Genomic DNA, 16,043 nt, shown 5'->3' with positions numbered 1-16,043 from the left:
CGTCGGATTCTGGACGCCGGCTGGATGCGAGGATCCGGCAGTGGTGTCGCCCGCTGACCTTTGTGGTCGGGAGACGGCCCAGGCGGCAGGGTCGGTCAGAAGCTCGGCGCCCGTCGGCACCGCGCGAGCTTTACTGCCTGAGGTCGATCGTGCGGACCGGCTGCCCTGTCCTGCGGGCGATGGTTTCGAAGTCCCTGTCGTAGTGGAGGAGGGTGAGTCCCGCTTCTTCCGCGGCTGCGGCGACCAGGAGGTCCACCGGGCCCGCACTGCGGTGTTCTCCCTTGGCGGTCAGCTGTTCCTGGATGACGCGGGAGCGGCGGTAGACGCCGTCGGGCATGGGGCACCAGGCGTAGTGGGCGTCGAGTGCGGCCTTCAAGCGGGCGCGGTCCGTGGCCGAACGGGCTGAGTAGAGGACTTCCAGTTCGGTGAGGTCGCAGATCGCGACGAGGCCGGCGGCGATCCTGTCGTCCCATTCGGCCGTGTTCTGGCGGAGCAGGACGCGCGCAAGGGCGGAGGTGTCGATGAGGTAGTCGGCGACTGTCACTCGTGCGCTCCGGCGTCGCGGTCATCGTCCGCCGCGCCCGCGCTCGTGGGGCGGTATGCGCTCTTGTCCAGCAGCAGGCCGATGTCCAGAGCGCCCTCGGCCACCAGTTCACGGGCTTCGTCGAGTGAGCGCAGGCGCCGGTAGCGGGCCGTGACTTCCCGCAGAGCTGTGTTGATGGTGTCGCGTTTGGTGGTGGTGCCGAGTTCTCTGGCGGCTGCTTCCAGTGCCTCGTCGTCGAGATCGATGACCGTCCGGCTCATGGTGGCCTCCTCCATCTGCGTGTATCAGGTGAAGTGTATCAAGATACAAGATCGTTTGTATATTCTGACGTGCGCGTCACAACCGTTCGTGTGGGCCAGGGACTGGCCGATCGGCGGGGAGTGGAGTTCGGGCAGGCCCTGGCGGATCGAGGCGATATTCCAGGACGGGGCGGAGGGCTCGGCCCGCGTGTCTCGGGATCGAAGCGGGTGTGAAGGCGCGTGCTGTTCGCGCCTGGGCTGTCTTCCGCCTGCGGGCCACCGCCCGGAGTTGCCCGGTGACGATCGGAGGGGGCCGGACGGTTCTCATGTCAGGATCTGCGAGCGTCGCGAGGTGCCCACCTGATGGTCGCTGTACGGTGACGGCGCTGTAGAAGGCTGCTTCGCCGCGCAGTCGGCTCAGGCCGAGAGAGATTCGATGTGACGGGCCTCTTCGCGGGCGCCGATGCGATCAGGAGCCCGGCTGACTTGAGTTCGAAGCGGTCCGGGGGTGTGGCCGGCCCGCCGGTCCAGCAGGAGCAGTCCCGTTACGGCGATTCTCACCTTGGCGAGAGCGGGATCGTGCTCCAGTTCCTGGTGGGCCGGCTCGAGATCGCGGATAGGGGATTCCCGAATGTCCCCGCGCGGCGCGATGTCCGCCTGCTTGGTGCAGGTCACTCGGGTGCGGACGGTGTCGGTGAGGGCTCGCGGTGCGTCCTCGCGCCGGCCGGCGAAGAAGTGCAGGCGGGCCTTGTTGACGTACTGTCAAATATGAATGCAGGGACGGGAGTTGATGACCGCAGGGCGATATCGAAAGAACGTACGCGCCCCAATCCCGCGGTGTAGCTTCTACCCGTCAGTAGAGGCTTGAGCAAGGGGGGACGTATGGTTGCCTCTCCGCGGACCGACAAGTTCGCCGCCCACCTCCGGATGCTGAAGGACCGCAGCGGCCGGGGGTACGACCGTCTCGGGAAGGAGGCGGGCGTCAGCGGTTCCAGCCTGCATCGGTACTGCTCGGGGCTCAGCGTTCCGGCGGACTACCGGGTGGTGCACGCCTTCGCCAAGGTGTGCGGCGCGAGCGCGGAGGAGCTCCGCGAACTCCACCGGCTGTGGGCGCTGGCGGACACCGACCGGGACGTACCGGCCGCGACCGTCAAGGAGGACCCGGAGCCCGAGGCGGGGGTGGCGGCCGACGGGGCGGAGGTGCCTGCCGCGGAGGTGCCGGCGAGCCCGGCGCCGGGTGATGTCACCCCGGCGGAGACCGTCCCTGAAAGGACCGCGAAGCCGCGGCGGTACCGGTTCCCGGACAAGCTGTCCTCACGTTCCGCGATACTGGCCGCCGTTGCCGCGGTGGTGCTGGTGGCCGGGTTCGTGTGGATGCCGGTCGGAAGCATCGCCGGTGACGCGCCGGCGACCGACGGCGAGCTGCTGTACTCCCCTGCCTGCAAGTCGGTGAGCATGGGGCAGCACGACGAGTGCGTGCGGGAGGTGCAGACCCTGTTGACGCGGGCCGAGGGGAGGCTCGCCATCGACGGGGACTTCGGGCCGGAGACCCTGCGCCGGCTGACCGCGTTCCAGGTGCTCGCGGGTCTGCCCGCCACCAACGTGGTCGACGACGCCACCAAGAAGGCGCTCTACGCGCGGAAGGTGAGCATGACCACGTGGTCGTCGGCGAGGGTGGCGAAACGGGTCCGTGAGGTGTTCGTCGAAGATCCCGGGACCGCCGTGGCCGTGGCCCGCTGCGCGTCCTTCCTCGACCCGCTGTACGTACTGCCCAACACCAACGGCAGCCGCAACTGGGGCGTGTTCCAGATCTCCGACGCGCGCCTGCGGGAACTCCACGGCACCCCGCTGCGGGCGTTCGACCCGGACTGGAACATCAGGGCGGCCCATCGCCTGTGGAGCGTACGGCACGACTTCCACGACTGGCCCTCCTGCGAGGCGGCGCTGAAGAGCACGTCCCACAGCACGCCCGTACCGAAGAGATGAAGCCCGGAGCTCCGGGTACCGAAGCGGCGGTACCCGGAGCTCCGCTCCCCCGGGAGCGCGATCAGACCGTGCCGTTCTCCCACCACCAGGCGCGGCCGAGGTCGGCCCGGCTGTCGACGTGCTGGTGGTCGACGGTGTACGTCTCCAGCCCGGAGAACCCGCAGGTCTCCGCCTTCTGGTAGACGGTCTTGGTGGCCACGCCGGACACGTCCAGGTCGGCGGCCGTGCCGTACAGGTGCATGCTGTCGCTCGCGCCGCCGATGTCGGCGTTGTGCGCGATGCTGCGGAAGCCGGAGTTGACCGTGATCGGCTTGTCGCCGAGCTTCTTGCGCAGCGCCTCCAGCTTGTACATGCAGCGGCGGACGTTCTCCTTCACCTGCGACGCGCTCAGCTTGCCGCCGTTGAAGGTGCCGTCCGTCTGGTTGTAGAACTCGCTCCAGTTGAAGTGCAGCGTGGAACCGTCCGACTGCTCCAGCGAGTTGAGCTTGGCCTGGGTGTTGGGTCCGACCTCGGCGTCGACGCTGAGGCCGTAGGCCGCCTGGAACCGGCGCACGGCGGCCGCCGTACCGGGGCCGAACTCCCCGTCTATGCCCACCCGGCTCTGGCTGGCGCTGTCCGCGGCCCAGCCCGCGACCCGGATCTGCAGTTCCGTCACGTCGGCGCCCGTCGCGCCCTGGGTCAGCGTGCGCGACCACGAATAGGCCTGCGCGACACCCGGGAACAGCAGCTGGCCGAAGGCGACGCCGGCACCGGCGGCCAGCGTGCCGCGCAGCATGGTGCGGCGGTCGATGGGGCGGAAGGAGGAAGACATGGTCGTCCTTTCGGGAAGAGGCGCGAAGAGGAGGGGTCAGTAGGCGATCTGGAAGGTCACGTTCTGCGCGTCGGTGTCGTAGGCGTGCACGCGCAGGACGAAGTGGGTGCCGTCCAGGACGTCGGTGGCGACGGTCCCCCACTCGGTACCGTGGGTGGTGTACGCGTCGCCGTTGTTGCACTTGGTGGTGTGGTCGGTGAACACCACGCAGGCGTCCAGGTACACGCCCGGCTCGTCCGTGACGAGCCGCAGGTTGATGTCGTTGCACCGCGAGGACGTGGTGTAGGTGCCGTACTCCTTGGCGGCCGCCTGGTAGTGGTACGTCAGGGTCTTCGCGCCGCCGTAGCAGCTGGTGGCGGCGGCCGAGGTCCCTGCGGAGGCGGGCGCGACGCCCGCTCCCAGCAGGGCGGCCGCGGCGATCAGGGCCGCGGGCAGGATCCTGCTCCGGACCATGGTGGTCTCCGTTCCGTGCGAGGGCAGAGGACGAGGGTCAGAAGGCGATCTGTACGACGGCGTCGTCGCCCTCCAGGGGCACGCCGTTGGGCACCGTGAACTTGGTGCCGTCCAGGACGTCGGTGGCGATGGTCGTCCAGCCGCGGCCGACCTTGGTCCAGCGGTTGCAGACGCCGGTCTTCGCGAACTTCACGCAGGCGTTCACGTACTCCGCGGTTCCGCCGGTGACCCGCATGTTGATGTCGGTGCAGCGGCTGGTGGTCCAGTAGGGGCCGAAGTCGAGGACGTCCCCGTAGCGCACGGTGACGGCCCCGCCGTAGCAGCTCGTGGCCGCCGTGGCGGCCGAGGCGGTGTGTGCGGGAGCGGTGAAGCCCACGGTGACGAACAGCGCGACCAGGGACGCGCGTGCGAACCGGGTGGGCCGGGTGGTCCGGGTGGTCATCGGGATCCTCCTTGGTACGGCCGGGATCAGCGGTTGGCCAGCCGGTCGAGGTCGGCCTGGGTGCCGTTGAACACGTCCGCGGTCGCCGGTGCCTTGATGCCCGGGAACAGCGCCGCGTCGGTGTACTGCCACATCGCCCAGGTCGTCGAGCCGTTCGGTACCGGCGGCTGGGTGATCGACTGGCGGTAGTCCGCGAGTTGCAGCGGATACCGGGCGAAGGCGGTGGTCGAACCCAGGCAGTCGTCCAGGAAGGACTTCTGGGTGTAGATGATCGGCGTGCGGCCGAAGGCCGCCTCCACCTTGTCGAGCCAGGCCCTGGCGTCGGCCACCGTGCCGTAGGTGGGGCAGCGCCCGCTGCCGTCGTCCATGCGCTCCAGGTCGAACACCGGCGGCAGGTCGCCCGTCCGCTGCCCGGTGTAGCCGGTCGCCTGCACGGCGGCGATGAACCGGTCGGCCTGCGCGGCACCGGTGCCGGCCGCGGTGCCCGTGTAGAAGTGGTAGGGCGCGACGGCCAGCCCCGCCGCCCTGGCCGCCGGGAGGTCGGTGGCGAGGTATTCGTCGGTGACGTTCAGCCCGCGGGTGGCCTTGACCGTCGCGAACTCGGCCCCCGAGGCCCTGACGGCCTTCCAGTCGATCGGCGCGCCGCCGGGGTGCTGGTACTTGGCGGTGTCCAGTCCGTCGACCGGGTGGCCGGCCGGGCGCGGTGGCGTGCAGTACGCCTGACGACTGGACCAGTCCACCAGTTTCGCCCAGGTGTTGGGGCCCACGACGCCGTCGGCACCGAGGTTGGCGCAGTGCTGGAACTCGATGACCCGGCTCTCGGTGCCGCCCCCGAAGTCACCGTCGATCGTCAGCGGCGGGTAGTGGAAGGGCTCCATGGCCAGGTTCAGCCGGCACTGCGCCTCCTCGACCTCGGTGCCCTTCGCGCCCTTCTGCAGGCTCGGCCGGGTGTCGGTGTGGCCGCACACGGCCGCCTGTGCCGTGCCCGGCGTGCCCCGGGTCGCGCAGGTGTGCGGTTGTGCGGCCCAGGTGTTCAGCGCCGCCCAGGTCTGCGGGCCGAGCACGCCGTCCGCGTCCAGGCCGGCGCACCGCTGGAACTCCTCGACCCGCGTCTCCGTCGCCGGTCCGAACGAGCCGTCCGCCGCGATCGGCGTGTACTGGCTCGGCTTGGTCGCCAGATTGAGTTCGCACTGAGCCTCGACGGCCGGGTCTCCCGTCGATCCCTGCCGCAGGGTGGGCTGTGCGCTGGTGTGCCCGCAGACCGAGACCGCGGCGGCCGCGGCGGACTCCGCCGCCTGTGCCGCGTGTGCCGCCTGTACCGCCGTCGGCCCGTACAGGGGCAGGACCGCTGCCACGGCGAGGGTCAGACCCCGCAGAAGCGTCCTCTGTCCCATCTGGTGTTCCCCCTCAGGTTGGTGGCCGGGAGCTCCCGGCAGGGATCAGGCTGGCAGGGCTCGTCCCGAACGGGCCCGGCTTCTCTTCGGCCGGGACGCCGGGACAGTGGCACGCCTGTGATCTGCGGGGACGGATCACCGCTGGGATGCGCCTGGGACGGGGCGGCGCAGACCGGGGGCAACCGGGACCGGCTCTCGTGTGTCTAGTCGGCATGACCCGTCATCAGGCCTGCCGTACGGAGCCGGTGAGGCCGTCGATCCCGAGGGGGAGTCCATGCGTGTGCGTGCGGCCGTCGTGCTGTTGTCCCTTGCCGCTTGTTCCTACACGTCCGTGGTTCCGGCAGCCGCCCGGGCGGACGCCGCGACCGCGTCGGGCGGTACGGCGTTCTCGGACGTCGTCGTCAACGGCGGCAGGCCCGTCGTACTCGGCCTGACCACCAGGAGGACCGTGACCATCAGCTGGACGGCCGCGGACCCGGACGGCGTCGCCGCGTCCTGGGCCTATCTGTGGCACGGTCCGAACACCGACGACGCCGACGGCATCCTGCCGCTCTACCCGCAGCCGGGAACGTGCACGGCGGCCTCCGCCGACCGCACCACCGTCACCTGCAAGGTGAGTTTCGCCGTGGACGCCGCACGGGACTTCCGCCACAACGCTCTCGCCGGCACCTGGAAGGTGCTCGCCGGGGCGCAGGACACCGGCGACGACTGGACGGAGACCGACGTCGCCGGCACGGCCCGGGTCCAGCGGCTGGCCAGGGTGACGGTGAACGCCGCGCCCGAGCCGGTGAAGAAGGGCAGGACCGTCACGGTCACCGGCGGGCTCACCCGCGCCGACTGGGAGAGCGGCGGCTACGCCGGCTACCGGGGACAGCCGGTACGGCTGCAGTTCCGCAAGAAGGGCAGTTCCACGTACACCACCCTGAAGACCGTCACCAGTGGCAGCCGCGGCGCGCTGCGGACCACCACCACGGCGCGGACGGACGGCTTCTTCCGCTTCCTCTTCCCCGGCACCGCCACCACCGGTCCGGCCACCGCCGCGGGCGACTTCGTCGACGTCAGGTGAGCGAGCGCCCCCGGCGGACGGGATCCGCCGGGGGCGTGGCGGAGCACTCCGGGACGTGCCCGCGGCCGCCCGGACCCGGGCCGAAGCCGATCACCCTGCGACATAAAGGAACAGGCAATGTCTTTTGCCTGAATCGCTCGTTACGGAACGGGAAAGGCTCTTCCGCCCTCCTCCTGTGCGTAGGGCATACGCACGGGCAGGGAAGTCAGGGACTGAACGACATGGGTTTGACCAGTCGAACGACCGTATACGCGACGGTGGCGCTGGCCGCCCTCTGTGTGGCGCTGCTGGTCTGGCTGTGGCCGCGCTTCGCCAGGCCGGGGCTGTGGCCGGTGCTGGGGCGGCTCGGGGGCGTCGCCGTCACCCAGGTGACCATCGTCGCGGCGTTCGCGTGCGCGGTGAACTCGTCGTACCAGTTCTTCGGTTCCTGGAACGAACTGTTCGGCGACGTCGACACCGCTCCCGTCGGCGTCACGCAGGCGGCCGGCGGAAGCGGCGACGGCTCGGTGAACGGCATAAGCAGCGTCCACGGCGCGCTCGTACAGCCCGCGGGCGACCAGCAGCTGAACCGGGTCAGCGGACTGCCGGACGGACCGGCCGCGGCCGTCGGCCGGGTGGAATCCGTTAAGATCGTCGGCAGGCGCACCGGCGTGGTCGACCCGGCCTTCGTCTATCTGCCGCCGCAGTACTTCCAGAAGGCCTACCACCGCATGCGGTTCCCGGTGATCGTCGCGCTGAGCGGCTACCCGGGCAGCATCTTCAACCTCGCGCAGCACCTGCGGGTCTCGCAGACCGCCGGGGAACTGCAGGGCAAGGGCCAGATGCAGCCGACGATCATGGTGATGATCCGGCCCACGATCGCCCCGCCGCGCGACACCGAGTGCGTGGACGTCCCCGGCGGACCGCAGACCGAGACGTTCCTGGCCAAGGACCTGCCGGAGGCGATCAGGTCCGCCTACCGGGCCGGGCACGACGCGAGTTCCTGGGGCGTCATGGGGTACTCCTCGGGCGGCAGTTGCGCCCTCCAGCTCACGATGCGCGACCCCGGCGTCTACACCACGGCCGCCGCCCTGTCCCCGGACTACAAGGTCAAGGACGACCCCACCACCGGCAACCTCTTCGGCAGCGGTCCGGGCCGCCAGGCACGGGTCGACGGCCATGACCTGATGTGGCGGCTGAAGCACCTGCCCGTCCCGCAGGTCTCGGTCCTGGTCGCCAACAGCAAGCACGGCGAGAAGGGTTACCCCGAGACGCAGGCCTTCATCAAGGCCGTCCGGGCGCCCATGCGGGTCGTCTCGATCCTCCCGGAGGACGGCAGCCACAACTTCCCCACCTGGGTACGGGAGATGCCCGCCGCCCTGAAGTGGATGAACGGCCAGCTGACCTTCCCGCAGGACGTCGTACCCCGGCACCACGCGAGGAAGCAGGCGACCGAGGCCGACGCCACGCCCCGGCCCGCCCGCACCCCCGGCTCCGGCCGCGGTTCGCTCCGCGCGGAGGGCACGGAACCCAGCTCCACCGCCACGGCCCGCCGCTGACGTACGGCCGGGTCACCGGCGGAGAACCGTCCTCTGCCCGCGCCGGCGAACTCGCCGAGGCCGCCGCCCATGTCGGCCGGCTGCCGGCCGGCGGGCTGCCGCGCCCGCGCGCCACCGAGGTGCTGCCGCCGGCCTCGGCGGCCGAGGCCCACGCCAGGCCGGAGGCGGGGGAGGCCCGCGCGAGACGGGTGCTCGGGTCCGGCCGCCCCGGCGCGGCTGACCGCCGCCAAGTCCCCGGTCGTTACGTACGGATGACGTCGCGTTGCGGGAGTGTCACGCGACGGGTCCGGCGGCGGCCCGGTTCCCGGAGGGAGGTGATGGGCAGGGGGAAGACGGTTTGCCAACTCGCGGCGCTCATGAGGCTTGGAGGTGCCGGTCGCGGGGCATGGCCCTCCTACCGGACGGCAGGCCCGGTCAGGGCTCGGCAATGAGGAGGGCGTCATGGACGGTCGGATCCGCGTACGCGTTGTTCGTCGGCCCGCTCCCCGGGGGCAGGAGATCGACCGCAGGACGCCTTCCGGGCGGATCCTCCCGTACTAGGCGAGGGGCTGTCCGCGGGCCGCACAACACCCGCCTCAGGGCGGGCCTTGGTCCCGACCGACCGTCAATCACGGATTGACGGTCACAGGTCGTCAATTCAAGATTGACGCATGAGTCACTCGACATCAGCCTCGCCGACCTGATCGCCCGACTCGACGAGGAACTTCCTGAAGCCGACCCGCTCGCCCGGGTCAGCGAGGCCCGGCTGTGGTCCCAGACCCTGTCCGGCCTCGGTGACCAGCTCATCGACCACTACGTCAGCAAGGCCAAGCAGACCGGCGCGTCCTGGACCGAGATCGACGACGCCGTCGGGGTGACCAAACAGGCCGCCCAGCAACTCCTGGCGTACGAGGTGCCGGTCGCCAAGACCGAGTCGGAGCAGCGCATCCGCGACGCGATCGGAAAAGCGCTGCCGCCTGCCGGTCGCAAGGCGCTGCGGGGGCACATCCCGTTCCGCCCGGAGAGCAACGAGGCCATCGAGCAGACACTCCGCGCCTCCGCCGACCTGGGCCACGACCGGGTCGGCACGGAGCACATGCTCCTGGGCCTGATCCGCACCGACGGGAGCCCGGCCGCACGGATCCTGCGCGACCTCGGCTTCACGCCGGACGAGCTGCGCGAGTCGGTCCAGGCCGGCATCGCCCGCCGGTCCACCACACCCGGCCGTCGCTGACCAAACCCCCGCCCGGCCCGGTCAGCCCCCCAGGTGCCGCCGGAGGAACTCCAGTTGGTGCCCGAGCAGCCGCGCGAACGTGTCGCCGGCCGGCGCGGAGTGTGTCATCCCGCTGAGCGGCAGCACCTCGTGCGGCCGCCCCGCGGCCAGCAGGGCACGGGACAGCAGCAACGTGTTGGCCACGAAGGCGTTGTCGTCCCCCAGCCCGTGCGTCAGCAGCAGCGGGCGGCTGAGCTGCGGAGCGTCGGCGAGCAGCGACGACAGCTCGTAGCGCTTGGGGTACCGGTCGGGCGGACCGAGGAAGCGCTCCTTCCAGCAGGCGTCGTAGAGACGCTGGTCGGTGAGCGGCGCGCCGGCCACCGCGGCGTGGAAGACGTCGGGCCGGCGCAGCACCGCGGCCGCGGCCAGCGTCCCGCCGAACGACCAGCCGCGGATCCCGACCCGGCCGAGGTCCAGCTCCCGGTGGCGCCCGGCAGTCAGCCGCAGTGCGGCGACCTGGTCGTCCAGGGCCGGGCCGATCAGGTCGCCGAAGATCTCCTTCTCCCAGCGAGGCCCGCGCCCGGGCGTCCCCGCCCCGTCCACCACCAGCACCGCGAAGCCCTGTTCGGCGAACCACTGCGAGACGAAGGCGTGACCGGCCTGTTCGGCCAGCACCTTCTGCATCGCGGGCCCGCCGTAGGGGTCGACCAGCACCGGCAGCGGGGCAGCACCGGTCCGGTGCCAGGACGGCAGGAAGAGGCGCGTGCGCAGGGCGCGCGGCCCGACGGCGGCGGACTCGAAGCGCAGCTCCAGCAGCGGCTGTTGGGTGTGCGAGACGATCTCGACGGGCGCGCGGCCGGCCGGTCCCGGTCGACCGTCGCCGGCCGGCCGGCACACGGTGGTGTACGAGCCCGGCCGGTCCGGCGATCGCGTGGTGAGGACCAGCGTGCCACCGCCGTGAGCGCCCGTGTGCACGCCCGGCTGCCCGGTCAGCCGACGGACGCCCTCACCCCGGCGGTAGGTCCACACATGGCGCTCGGTGGGTTCCGCGGAGGCCACGAAGAACACCGTCTCGCCGTCCACCGCGAGCACCTCGTGCAGTTGCAGGCCCTCCGGGGTCACCGGCGCGCCGTCGACGGCCAGGTGCCGGGTCTCGTCCAGGTCCAGGTGGTCGACGAGCAGACCGGAGGCGGTCCGCGCGGGCACCCCGGGCACCAGCAGCTCCACCCAGCGCTCGTCGTGCCGCTCGGCCAGCAGGCTCGTCGCGCCGTCCGCAGGGTCGACGGCCAGGACCCGGAGCGTGCGCTGGTCGCGGCTGAGTACGGCGGCGAACGGACCGTGCCCGTCCCAGCCGGCCACCGGCAGGTACTCGAAGCCGGCCCGGTCCCAGCGGACCTCGGTACGGCCGCCCGCCAGGTCGGTGATCCACAGGGTGACGTCGGCGTTGGCGGTGCCGACCCGCGGGTAGCGCATGGAGCGCGGCGGTCTGGCGGGGTCGGCCGGGTCGGTGACGTACCAGAGCGCGACCTCCCGGTTGTCCACCCGGGTGGTCAGCAGCCGCTCCCCGTCCGGCGCCCACCAGTACGCCCGGTGGCGGCCCATCGACTCGCTCGCCACATGCTCCGGCAGGCCGAAGAAGACGTCCGGACCCTCCGCCGGCCCGGGCTCGGCCACCGCACGGTCCTCGCCGCCGTCGGCTCCGATCACCCGGAGCGCGCCGTGCGAGACGTAGGCGACGTGACGGCCGTCAGGGGACGGGCGCGGGTCGATCACCGGCCGGCGTGCGGGCAGCCGCCGGACCGCGCCGGAGCCGGTGTCCACCACCCACAGCTGCCCGGAGACCGCGAACGCGGCGAGCCGGACGGCCGCGTCGGTGGCGTAGTCGGTGATCCCGGAGGCCGCCTGGCGGGCGCGCTCGCGCCGGACGCGTTCCTCCTCCGGCACCTCGTCGGCCGCGCCGTCGAGCAGCCCGGCGGGGTCGGCCAGCAGGTGCTCCGCACCGGATGCGGGGTCGAGCGACCACAGACACCCGACGGGATCGTCTCCGGCCCGGCTCCGCAGGAACAGGACACGGGCTCCGTCCGGCGCCACGGTGAAACGGGCGGGAGCGCCGAGGGTGAAGCGACGGGTGCGGGCGAGCTGCCGCAGCAGCGGGGAGATCACCATGCCCGACACTGTGGCACCCGCCGACCGCGTGCCGCACGGCAGTTGTACGGTCCGGTCCGGCGTGGGGGGCTAGGCGGCCAGGGGGTTCAGCACCAGGGGTTCGATGCGGCCCTCCAGCATCGCGCCGATGCCGTGGACGACGCACACGTCCGGCCGTTCCGCGATGTGTACCGGCATGCCGGTGGCCTCGCGCAGCAACTGGTCGAAACCCGGCAGCAGCGCCGAGCCGCCGACCATCATGATCCCGCGGTCGGCGAGGTCGGCGACCAGATCGGGCGGGCAGTCCCGCAGCACCTTGCCGATCCCGTCCAGCACGCCGGTGAGCGGCGTGTGGATGGCATCGCGTACCGCGGCGGTGTCGACCCGTACGCTGCGGGCGAGGCCGGTGGCCACGTCCCGCCCGTGGATCTCGGTGGAGGCCGGGCCGTCCGGGGTGAGGCCGTTCCCGCACAGGGCGAGCTGCAGGGGCCGTACCGACTGGCTCGGCAGCATCAGTTCGTGCTCGTGCCGCAGGTGCTGCACGATCGCGCGGTCCACGGCCTCGCCGCCCACCGGCAGCCGCTCGGCGCACACGATCGACCCGAGGGAGAGCACCGCGACCTGGGTCGCCGCGGCCCCGCAGACCAGGATCATGGTGGCCTCGGGCCGCTCGACCGGCATCCCGCACCCCACCGCGGCGGCGATCAGCGTGTCGACCAGCTCCACCCGCCGCGCCCCCAGCCCCGCCAGCGTCTCGATGGTCGCCCGCTGGGCCAGCGGATCCGCGTCGTGCGGGGTGCAGGCCGCCGCGCGCAGCCGGGGCTTTCGGCGCAGGGAGCGCCGGATCTTGTCGCCGAGCAGATGGCGCAGCATCCGCTGGGCGATCTCGATGTCGACGACGGTACCGCCCGAGATGGGGCGCACCACGCGGATGTAGTCGGGTGTCCGGCCCGTCATCTTCTCCGCGAACTCGCCCACGGCGATCAGGGCACCGGTCCGCGTGTTCACGGCGGCCACGGAAGGCTGGTCGACGACCAGGCCCATGCCCTTCACGTACACCCGGGTGCGGGCGGCCCCCAGATCGACGGCGAAATGGCAGCGGCGCAACTGCTCCAGACTGACGGTCACGGCAGATCCTCCCGAGTGTGCGCGGGCCGTACGCGGTGGCACCGCCGGTCGGCGGCCTGCTTCGCATCCTCCGGGGGATCCAGGCGGCGCGCCTTCGGGAGGGGGCCGGGTGGGGCAACGGCTGAACGGGGGGTTTCCCCGTCACCGGGCGCCGGGCTCGTCGGGGTGTCGTACGGCGACGGCACCACCCGGGGGACCCCCGGTCACCCGGGAGAGGTCACTCGGGGCCGGGGTGACCGGCGATGCCCCGGATCACGCCCAGCTCCACCAGGTCCTGCGGCCGGATCCGCAGCTGGCCGGCGGTGGCCTCGGCCTCCTCCGGGGTCCGCTTGAGGATCGCCGCCGCTAGCTCCGGAGCGATGACCGAGAAGTAACTGTCCGGCGTGGCCCAGGTGTTGCCGGGCGCGGCCAGCGCCAGCGCCCCGCCCGAGCCGCCCTCGCCGATGACCAGGGTGGTGATCGGCGTCCGGGCCGCCGCCACCTCGCCGAACAGCTCCGCGATCGCCGCGCCCACGCCCTGCCGTTCCGCCTCGGCGTCGTTGGCGGCGCCCGGGGTGTCGACGAGGGTCAGCACGGGGATCCCGAGCCGGTCGGCGAGCCGTATCAGGCGGCTGGCGGTCCGGTATCCGGCCGGCCGGGTCGCCGTGCCTGTCTGCGCGGCGAAGGCGACGGTACGGCCGTCCCGCTCGCCGAACCCGCACAGCATCCCCTCCGGATCCGCGCCGCCGCACCGGTCGCCGACCAGGGCGACCCGGCGGTCGCCGAAGCAGGCGTCCAGGTAGGCCTGCGCACGCGGCCTGCGAGGATCCCGGGCCCGCAGGACGGCCTGCCATCCGGTGCCGGGCAGCCCGGTGCCGCCCAGGGCGTCCGGCGGGGCCGCGGGGACCGTGGCCGGGTTGGTGAGCAGCCGCAGCCACAGCCCGAGCGCCGCCTTCAGCTCGTCCAGCGGCACCACGGCGTCCGCCGAACCCGCCGCGAGCTGCGCGTACGCGGTGTACGCGGCCGGATCCGCGTCCGCCGGGCGGACCCGGGAGCCCGCGAAGCCCACCTGCGCCCCGGGCAGCGCCAGGATGACGTCGGCACCGGCGCCCAGGGTGGCCCAGCCGCCGCCGGTCGTCGGATCGCGCAGGACCGCGATCTGCGGCAGCCCCGCCTCCCGGGTGAGTGCCGACTGCCGGGCCACCCGCTGGAGCTGGGACAGTGCGAGCATGCCCTCCTGCATCCGGCTGCCGCCGGTGGCCACCAGCGGCACCACCGGGAGCCGGTGCCCGCGGGCATGCCGGTACGCCGCCTCCAGCCGGTCCCCGGTCCGCTCGCCCAGCGAGCCGCCGAGGAACCCGAACTCGAACACGATCAGCACGGCCGCCGTGCCCTCGACGCGCGCGGTGCCGACGACGACGGACTCCTCCTCGCCGGTGCGTTCGGCTGCGCGGGCGCGGGAGGCGTCGTAGCCCTGCCAGCCGAGCGGGCCGTCGGGCCGGGACTCCCGTGCCGGGGGCGGGAGTTCGGCGAAGGTGCCGGGGTCGGCGACGAGGTCGAGGAACTGCCGGGCGGAGAGCCGGACCGCGCGGTTCTCAGGCACCGAGGGCCCGCTTCATGATCTTCCCCATGTCGTTGCGGGGGAGGGCGTCCAGGTAGCGGACGACACGCGGACGCTTGTGCGGGGCGAGCCGGCCGGCCACATGGTCCGCCAGCTCCCGCTCTCCGGGCGGGGACTGCGGATCCTCGGGGACGATCCAGGCGACGATCCGCTCGCCCAGGTCCGCGTCCGGCTCCCCGGTGACGGCGGCCTCCCGCACCCCCGGGAACTCCAGGAGCGCGTTCTCGATCTCACCCGCCCCGATCTTGTAACCGCCGCTCTTGATCAGGTCGGTGGCCTTGCGGCCGACGATCCGCACATAGCCGTCCGGCTCGCGCACGGCCATGTCGCCGGTCCGGAACCAGCCGTCGGCGGTGAACGCGGCGGCGGTGGCGTCGGGGCGGTTGAGGTACTCGGTGAACAGGTTCGGGCCGCGCACCTGGATCTCCCCGACGGTCTCCCCGTCGTAGCGGGCGATCGCCGTCCCGTCCTCCTCCACCAGCCGCAGCTCCACCCCCGGCAGCGGCACGCCCACGGTCCCCGCCCGGGCCTCACCGTCCGCGCGGACACTGGTGTTCATCAGCGTCTCCGTCATGCCGTACCGCTCGACGACCCGCCGCCCGGTCGCGGCCGCGATCCGCTCGTGGTCGTGGACGGGCAGCGCGGCCGACCCGGAGACCAGCAGCCGGGCCCGGCCGAGGGCCTTGGCCAGCGCCGGGTCGGCGGGCAGTGCCTCGGCGATCCGGTGGTACATGGTGGGGACGCCGAACATCATGGTCGCGCCGTCGTTCAGCTCGCGGGTCACGCCGTCGGTGTCGAACCGCCCGAGGTGCCGGACGCTGCCGCCGCGCCGCAGCGGTCCGAGGACGCCCAGCACCAGCCCGTGCACATGGAACAACGGCAGCCCGTGCACCAGCACGTCGTCCCCGGTCCACTGCCAGGCGTCGGCGAGCGCGTCCAGGGTCGTGGCGAGCGCCCGGCGCGGCAGGACGGCGCCCTTGGGCGGCCCTGTGGTGCCGGAGGTGTAGACGACGAGGGCGGGGTCGGCCTCGGTGGTGCGGTCCTCGGGGACCGGGCCGGCGGCCCGCACGTCGACGTCGATACGCGGCAGGCCGGCCAGGGCCGCGGGGAGCGCGGCCTGCGGGGCGGCCAGCACCGCGGCCGGCGCGCTGTCGCAGAGGATGTGCGCGAGTTCCTTCTCGCCCGACCTGGGGTTGAGCGGAACGGCGGCCCGGCCGGCGAGCAGGGTGCCGACGACGGCGACGGCCGTCTCCAGTTCCGGGGTCGCCCACACGGCGACCCGGTCGGCGTCCGCGATACGGCCGGCGAGGTCGCCCGCGGCGGCGGCGAGCTGCCCGTACGTCAGCGACCGTGCGCCGAACCGCAGGGCGACCCGCCCACGGCCTTCGCCCGGACCGTCCACCAGGGCCGGAAAGAGAAAGGACACGCGACGACTCCTCACCGGTCGGAACCTCGACAGCCCCCTTCCTACACCAGTCGCCGCCTGCGGGGCCGTCCCACCCGCA

General features: G+C 72.6%; 15 protein-coding genes. 4 read left to right on the top strand and 11 right to left on the bottom strand.

All coding sequences use genetic code 11. The annotated features are described in order from the left end of the window. Positions 1 to 130 precede the first annotated feature (130 nt). From ACFXI4_RS03430 to ACFXI4_RS03420, 3 genes are all read right to left on the bottom strand, one after another. Positions 131 to 544 carry a PIN domain nuclease gene (locus ACFXI4_RS03430; RefSeq protein WP_384987758.1) on the bottom strand — a complete coding sequence of 138 codons (414 nt, stop codon included), beginning with the start codon at positions 542 to 544 and terminating at the stop codon, positions 131 to 133. Next, positions 541 to 804: a type II toxin-antitoxin system VapB family antitoxin gene (locus tag ACFXI4_RS03425; RefSeq protein ID WP_384987756.1), complete on the bottom strand. Its 264-nt coding sequence runs from the start codon at positions 802 to 804 to the stop codon at positions 541 to 543. The genes ACFXI4_RS03430 and ACFXI4_RS03425 overlap by 4 nt, the downstream gene beginning before the upstream one ends. A 396-nt stretch (positions 805 to 1,200) precedes the next feature. Continuing rightward, a complete protein-coding gene (locus ACFXI4_RS03420; RefSeq protein WP_384987754.1) occupies positions 1,201 to 1,458 on the bottom strand; it encodes a hypothetical protein in 258 nt (85 codons plus the stop codon). A 207-nt stretch (positions 1,459 to 1,665) separates the two neighbouring features. Between ACFXI4_RS03420 and ACFXI4_RS03415 the strand changes: the two genes are divergently transcribed. Next, positions 1,666 to 2,769, top strand: coding sequence for a helix-turn-helix domain-containing protein (locus ACFXI4_RS03415; protein ID WP_384987753.1), 1,104 nt, complete (start codon positions 1,666 to 1,668; stop codon positions 2,767 to 2,769). A gap of 61 nt (positions 2,770 to 2,830) precedes the next feature. Here ACFXI4_RS03415 and ACFXI4_RS03410 read toward each other — a convergent pair whose 3' ends face one another. Genes ACFXI4_RS03410 through ACFXI4_RS03395 form a run of 4 tightly spaced genes read right to left on the bottom strand, consistent with a single transcriptional unit; the run spans position 2,831 to position 5,869 of the window. Then, the gene (locus ACFXI4_RS03410) at positions 2,831 to 3,580 is read right to left on the bottom strand and encodes a D-Ala-D-Ala carboxypeptidase family metallohydrolase (RefSeq protein WP_384987751.1); all 750 of its coding nucleotides are present in this window, start codon (positions 3,578 to 3,580) and stop codon (positions 2,831 to 2,833) included. A gap of 36 nt (positions 3,581 to 3,616) precedes the next feature. Beyond that, the gene (locus ACFXI4_RS03405; protein WP_384987749.1) at positions 3,617 to 4,033 is read right to left on the bottom strand and encodes a hypothetical protein; all 417 of its coding nucleotides are present in this window, start codon (positions 4,031 to 4,033) and stop codon (positions 3,617 to 3,619) included. Positions 4,034 to 4,070: 37 nt separating this feature from the next. After that, entirely contained in the window at positions 4,071 to 4,475 is a 405-nt protein-coding gene (locus ACFXI4_RS03400) for a hypothetical protein (protein ID WP_362716701.1), read from the bottom strand. Between the two features lie 26 nt (positions 4,476 to 4,501). Next, on the bottom strand, positions 4,502 to 5,869 hold the full coding sequence (locus ACFXI4_RS03395; protein WP_384987746.1) for a GH25 family lysozyme: 1,368 nt from the start codon (positions 5,867 to 5,869) through the stop codon (positions 4,502 to 4,504). 274 nt (positions 5,870 to 6,143) lie between these two features. Between ACFXI4_RS03395 and ACFXI4_RS03390 the strand changes: the two genes are divergently transcribed. The 3 genes from ACFXI4_RS03390 (at position 6,144) to ACFXI4_RS03380 (ending at position 9,686) form a co-directional block, all read left to right on the top strand. After that, on the top strand, positions 6,144 to 6,935 hold the full coding sequence (locus ACFXI4_RS03390; protein WP_384987744.1) for a hypothetical protein: 792 nt from the start codon (positions 6,144 to 6,146) through the stop codon (positions 6,933 to 6,935). A gap of 221 nt (positions 6,936 to 7,156) precedes the next feature. Next, complete coding sequence (locus tag ACFXI4_RS03385) at positions 7,157 to 8,473, top strand: alpha/beta hydrolase (protein WP_384987742.1); 1,317 nt, start codon at positions 7,157 to 7,159, stop codon at positions 8,471 to 8,473. Between the two features lie 643 nt (positions 8,474 to 9,116). After that, a complete protein-coding gene (locus ACFXI4_RS03380) occupies positions 9,117 to 9,686 on the top strand; it encodes a Clp protease N-terminal domain-containing protein (RefSeq protein WP_384987740.1) in 570 nt (189 codons plus the stop codon). Positions 9,687 to 9,707: 21 nt separating this feature from the next. Here ACFXI4_RS03380 and ACFXI4_RS03375 read toward each other — a convergent pair whose 3' ends face one another. From ACFXI4_RS03375 to ACFXI4_RS03360, 4 genes are all read right to left on the bottom strand, one after another. After that, entirely contained in the window at positions 9,708 to 11,831 is a 2,124-nt protein-coding gene (locus ACFXI4_RS03375) for a DPP IV N-terminal domain-containing protein (protein ID WP_384987738.1), read from the bottom strand. Positions 11,832 to 11,900: 69 nt separating this feature from the next. Next, positions 11,901 to 12,938 (bottom strand): rod shape-determining protein, encoded by a 1,038-nt coding sequence (locus ACFXI4_RS03370; protein ID WP_362723509.1) that lies wholly within the window; start codon positions 12,936 to 12,938, stop codon positions 11,901 to 11,903. Between the two features lie 217 nt (positions 12,939 to 13,155). Further along, positions 13,156 to 14,520, bottom strand: coding sequence for a carboxyl transferase domain-containing protein (locus tag ACFXI4_RS03365; RefSeq protein ID WP_384987736.1), 1,365 nt, complete (start codon positions 14,518 to 14,520; stop codon positions 13,156 to 13,158). Continuing rightward, positions 14,513 to 15,964 (bottom strand): acyl-CoA synthetase, encoded by a 1,452-nt coding sequence (locus tag ACFXI4_RS03360; RefSeq protein WP_384987734.1) that lies wholly within the window; start codon positions 15,962 to 15,964, stop codon positions 14,513 to 14,515. The genes ACFXI4_RS03365 and ACFXI4_RS03360 overlap by 8 nt, the downstream gene beginning before the upstream one ends. Between the last annotated feature and the right edge of the window lie 79 nt (positions 15,965 to 16,043).

Source organism: Streptomyces sp. NPDC059224, assembly GCF_042754285.1.
Taxonomy (GTDB): Bacteria; Actinomycetota; Actinomycetes; order Streptomycetales; family Streptomycetaceae; genus Streptomyces.
Note: the sequence above shows the minus strand (reverse complement) of the source record. Positions and strands in the feature narration are given on the sequence as shown.

Excerpts from the sequence above, each read along its gene's own strand:
- ACFXI4_RS03415 (WP_384987753.1), top strand. The coding sequence starts at position 1,666 with ATGGTTGCCTCTCCGCGGACCGACAAGTTCGCCGCCCACCTCCGGATG.
- ACFXI4_RS03385 (WP_384987742.1), top strand. The coding sequence starts at position 7,157 with ATGGGTTTGACCAGTCGAACGACCGTATACGCGACGGTGGCGCTGGCC.
- ACFXI4_RS03390 (WP_384987744.1), top strand. The coding sequence starts at position 6,144 with ATGCGTGTGCGTGCGGCCGTCGTGCTGTTGTCCCTTGCCGCTTGTTCC.
- ACFXI4_RS03395 (WP_384987746.1), bottom strand. The coding sequence starts at position 5,869 with ATGGGACAGAGGACGCTTCTGCGGGGTCTGACCCTCGCCGTGGCAGCG.
- ACFXI4_RS03375 (WP_384987738.1), bottom strand. The coding sequence starts at position 11,831 with ATGGTGATCTCCCCGCTGCTGCGGCAGCTCGCCCGCACCCGTCGCTTC.
- ACFXI4_RS03400 (WP_362716701.1), bottom strand. The coding sequence starts at position 4,475 with ATGACCACCCGGACCACCCGGCCCACCCGGTTCGCACGCGCGTCCCTG.
- ACFXI4_RS03425 (WP_384987756.1), bottom strand. The coding sequence starts at position 804 with ATGAGCCGGACGGTCATCGATCTCGACGACGAGGCACTGGAAGCAGCC.
- ACFXI4_RS03405 (WP_384987749.1), bottom strand. The coding sequence starts at position 4,033 with ATGGTCCGGAGCAGGATCCTGCCCGCGGCCCTGATCGCCGCGGCCGCC.
- ACFXI4_RS03410 (WP_384987751.1), bottom strand. The coding sequence starts at position 3,580 with ATGTCTTCCTCCTTCCGCCCCATCGACCGCCGCACCATGCTGCGCGGC.